1 protein-coding gene is annotated in these 4,743 nt (G+C 71.5%); it reads right to left on the bottom strand.

Annotation, left to right across the window (positions count from 1 at the left end; genetic code table 11):
- A partial coding sequence (locus tag IJH84_RS13500; RefSeq protein ID WP_295144793.1) for a hypothetical protein occupies positions 1 to 4,743 on the bottom strand: 4,743 nt, incomplete at both ends.

The following is a 4,743-nucleotide window of genomic DNA, read 5'->3' on the forward strand; positions in this document are numbered from 1 at the left end:
CCCGCGTCCGTCCCGCAGGGCGGACGGCAGCCCGCCGCCGCGGCGGACCGGCGCCTCGGTCTCGGGCCGTTCGGCGCGGTCGTCGGGGTCCTGCCGGGGCGGGTCGTTCCGGGGTGCTTCGTTCCGCGAAGTCGTCCCGTCCAGCGAAGTCGTCTCGTCGCGATCGCGGTCGACCGCCCCGTCGAGGTCCGGCGAAGTCGTCCGGTCGCTGTCCCGCGACACCGTCTCTTCCTGATCCGGCGAAACCGTTTCGTCGCGGTTCGGGGAAGCCGTTTCGCCGGGGTCCGGCTGGGCCGAGTCCTCGCGATTCGGTTCCCGGGCGTCGTCCGTAGTCTCCGGGCGGGCCGGGCTCTCGGGTGCGGTATCGAGACCGGTCGCTTGCTCCGGCGCGGACTCGTCGGCTTCGCGGGTGGTGTTGTCCGCGACCGGTTCGGACGGCGACAGGAAGTCTTCGAGCGTGGAAAGCGGGGCGGGCGCCGCTGCCTCCGGCGTACTGGTCTCCGCGGCGGCCACGGGCTCGGCAGTGCCGATCTCGGAGTTCTCGGTCTGGGCGGTCTCGGAAGCGGCGGCCTCCGATTCCGACCGCGCTTGCTCGAGCGGGGGCGCGTCCTCCGCGCCCGGCTCGGGATGTTGCTTGTGGGGAGTCGTCCCCGCCTCCGAGTCGTGTTCCGGACTCGGTTCGGGCGCGTCGTCGAGCGTGTCCGGCCGCATCCGCGGACGGCCGCCGCCCGACGTGGTGTGCGCAGGCCCGGCGCGGAAGACCTCGCTGCTGCGCAGGTAGTGCAACGCGCGCTCGAAACCGCGGTCGTCGAGCGCGGCGTGCAGCGCCGCATCGAGCGATCGGCCGGTCTCCTGCCCGAACGCCTCCCGGACCGCGTCGACCTTGGCCCGGTCCCCGCCCAGCTCGCGCAACGCTCCGAGCACCTCGCTCGCGCTGACGTGGTCCTTCGACAGCAGGTAGCGCAGCCGCCACGCCTGGCGCGTCGGCCCCGGCACGACCACCTCCGGGGTCAGCCCCTGGGAACGCGCGACCTCCTCGATCCGCCACATGTGCCGGGGCAGGAACTCGTCGCCCGGTGCGCCGGTCCACCCCGTGCCGTCGATGTAGGAGTTCTGCATCCGGTGCGGCAGGCCGGTGGTGTGGTCGTAGGCGGCAGGCCGGTCCATCCGGTTGAACACCCGGCGGTCGTCGACCGGGTGAACGTTCGCATCGTCCAGCGATCCATCGCGCAACCCGGACATGAAAGTCGTGGGCACCTGCAGGTGCCTGCCGGTCTTCAGTGCGATGACGCCGCCGGGGTCCTCGACGCTCCACTTGCCCGGAACGAACGCCTCCTCGTGCTGGAGGTCGACCAGGTGGTGCGCCTGCCGCGGACTGTCGACGAACTCGAGCTTGACGAAGTACGGCTCGTCCCGCTTCATCCGGCCTGGGTGGAACAAGTCCGCGACGCCGCGCGCCGCGCGGTCGCGGATGGCTTCAGCGCGCTGGGTTTCGTTCCGCAGCCCCTGCTTGGCGAGCTCGGCTTCCTCCCGCAGCCGCTCCGCCTCGGCCCGCGAGTTCCGCTCCTGCTGCTCGGCCGCGAGCACCTCGTCGGGCGTCTCGACGCTGTCCTCGTCCATCAGGTCGGCGGTCAGCCGCACGACGTCGTCCTGGTCGAGGTCGGCGATCTCCTCGGCCTCGACCGCCCGCTTCTCGGCGGCCTCGGCCTTGTTGGCGTACGGCTTCAGGTACGGCGCGGTGTTCAGGTGGGTCCGCACGGTGTACTCCGGCACCTGCCGTCCCTTGTACTTGCGCGAGCCGCGCTCGAAGCGAGCCCGCTCGAAGTACTCGTCCGGCAGGCCGAAGTAGTGCCCGACCTCGTGCGCGTACCCGGTACCCGGGTCGTCGAAGGACCACGTGCCCTGGCTCATCCGGTCGCCCTCGACCAGCGAGATCGAGTCGTGCGCCTGGTCCGCGTCGACGAACTCCAGCCGCGCGTGGAACAGGTCGCCGGAGTGCGGCATCCGGTAGCCCTGGTTGAACATCGAGTCCATCGAGCGCTGCGCGCGGTCCTTCAGGTCATCGATGCGCTGACGCTGGTGCCGCAGCTCGGCTTCGGCCTCGTCGGCCTGCCGGCTGCGCCGGTCGGCCTCCTCCCGGGCCCGATCCGCGCGGTTGCGCGCCTCCACCACGCTGGGATCACCCTGCGGGGTGGACAGTTCGAGCAGCCCGGCCGCCGCTTCGGCATCCCGCGCCGCCCTTTCCCGCTTGTCGGCCGCCGCCCGGTGGTACTCGGCCTCCTCCAGGTAGTGCGCCAGGTGCTCGTCCGATTCCAGGTGCGCTTTGAAGGTGAATTCCTGGACCCAGTCGTCGCCGACCTTGCGGCGCTGGAAGTCGTAGCGGACCGGTCCGTACAAGACGTCCGCCCGGCGCGCGTTGCCGGACATCTTGAGGTCGGCGTCCTCGGTCTCGACCGTGCTGTCCGGCATCGGCCGCCGCGTCCGGTCCAGCGCGTCCAGGTCGAGCGGGCCTTTCGGATCGAACCAGGACGCCGAGGTGACCTGGGTGTGCCGCCAGGCAGGGTCGGTGACGGGAGGTTCCACTCCGTCCGGCCAGCCGGGCCCCGCCTCGGAGTCCGCACTCGAGCCGGCGGATTCCGCGCTGCTGGATTCCACATCGGACTCGGTCCGGTCCGGATCCGGCGAGTCCGCGTCGGAACGCGCGTCCGCCTCGGTCATCTCGGCGTCGCTGTGCGCCGACGCGGAGTCCGCGTCGGACGCGACCTCGGTGCTGACCGACTCCACCTCGGTCATCTCGGCATCGCTGTGCGAGTCGGTCGTGTCCGCGTCGGTCATCTCGTCGTCCGAGTCCGCGCGCGGCCGCCGCGGCCGGGTCGAAGGCTGCTGCGGCTCGAACGTCAGCACCTGCTCGTACGCCGCGGCTCCGGACTCGCTGCCGGAATCGGACCGGCCGTCCATGTCGACATCGCTGTCGCTGTACTCGCCGTCGCTGCTGGAGTTCTCGTCGCGCGGGTCCACGAGGGCCGGCTGCGCATCCACGAACTGCTGGATCACCGGCGCGTCCGCCGCCAGCATCCGCGCGAGATCGGTCTCGCCGCGGGAGGCGGAGGTCTTCTGCTGGAACCGGACCCAGCCGCGCGGGTCCGGCTGGAACCGCAGGGTGCCGTCCGGCATCGGCACGTTCTTGCCCGCCAGCAGCCGCCCGTCCGGGGTCTGGACCACGTTGGCCGCCACGTAGATCGGGGCCTTCGTGCGGAAGGTCAGCGAGTCGAGCCAGTCCGCTTCCACGTCCGCCTCGAACGGGTTCGGCGCGCCCGGATCGGCGTAACCGGCGTTGGAGTCCTCGTTGAGCAGCCCGGGGATCGCCAGCACCACGGCCTTGCCGTTGCCGACGTCGCGGTGTGTGATCACGTCCACGAGTTCGTCGCCGTCGAGCGTCTCGCCGTCCCAGCGTTCGAACGTGCTGGGGTCGCCGTCTTCCGGGTGCGCCACCACGACGTCGGTGTTCGGGAACCGCGGCAGTCCCGCGACGGCCCGCATGACATCTGGCACCGGCTGCTCGAAGTACGGCAGGTACACCCCGCCCGCACTCGGCATCGTCACGCTGTTCGCACGGCCGTAGAAGTCGCTGCCGCTGGTGCCCTCCCACGGTTCGGTCCACGCCAGCAGCCGCACGGCCTGCCGCTGCGCCTCCGGGCTCATCGGCAGCAGCTCCAGGAAGTTCTGCAGCTCGGGCAGTTCCGCGCCGCCCATGCCGAGCAGCCCGGGATCGGTCATCAGCTCGTTCAGCCGCGGGTAGATCGACGGGTCTTGCGCTGCCGCGAGCATCGCCGCACTGATCTCGGTGCGCACCTGCCATTCCGCCGGGTCCAGGCTGCCCGCCCAGAACCGGAACTCGACCCGGTCGGAGCCGGTGCCCTCGAGGTGCGCGAAGTTGATCGCGTCGTGCTTGCCGCGGTTTAGCATCCGCAGGTCGGAGTACGAGGTGACCTCGGCCGGGTTCATCGGCAGCGGGTTCGGCCCCACGTAGTCCATGACCCGCGCGCGGCGGCCGTTCGGGTGGTTGCCCAGCCGGTAGGTCAGCGACTCGAAGCTCTTCTGCAGCTGCGCCAGCCGCACGTACTGCTGCGGCGTCAACTGCGCGTCGAAGCTGAGGTTGATGTGCCCGCCGGTGATCGCGGCGTCGCCCGATTCGGCGCGCACGTGCCCGAGAATGTCGGCGAATTTCGCCCAGGTTCCCGGGTTCTGCCCGGGCCGCATGATCTCCGTGACCAGCTCGGCGGTGTTCAGATCGGACTCCTCGCGCACCAGGGCGGATTTGCCCGCCTCGTGCGCCGCGCCGACCCGCGTGCTGCCCGCGTCCAGCAGGTCCGTCTGCTCCCCGAGGAATCCGAGGTTGCGCAGCTGCGCCACCAGCTTGCGCGCCCGCGCTTCGAACCCGCGCCCGGGCAGCTGGAACTCGACTTCGAATCCGGCCTTGAGGTCGGTCCGCGAACTCACGCCGCCGGGGATGCCGTCCCGTCGGAACACCAGCGGCGATTGGTGGCGCTGGGCGGCATGCCTGGCCGCGGTGAACTCCTGGGAAAGCGCCGCGGAGCGGAGCCCGCGCGCCTGATCCGCAAGCGCCTCCAGCTCGCGCGACCGATCGCGCAGGTGCGCGACCGGCGCACCGGCCAGCGAACCGAGCAGGTCCGACCACATCGCGGTGCGCTCCCGCAGCTGCGGCACCGCGTCCGGCGGCAG

Source organism: Saccharopolyspora sp., assembly GCF_017434145.1.
GTDB classification, from domain to species: Bacteria; Actinomycetota; Actinomycetes; order Mycobacteriales; family Pseudonocardiaceae; genus Saccharopolyspora_C; species Saccharopolyspora_C galaxeae.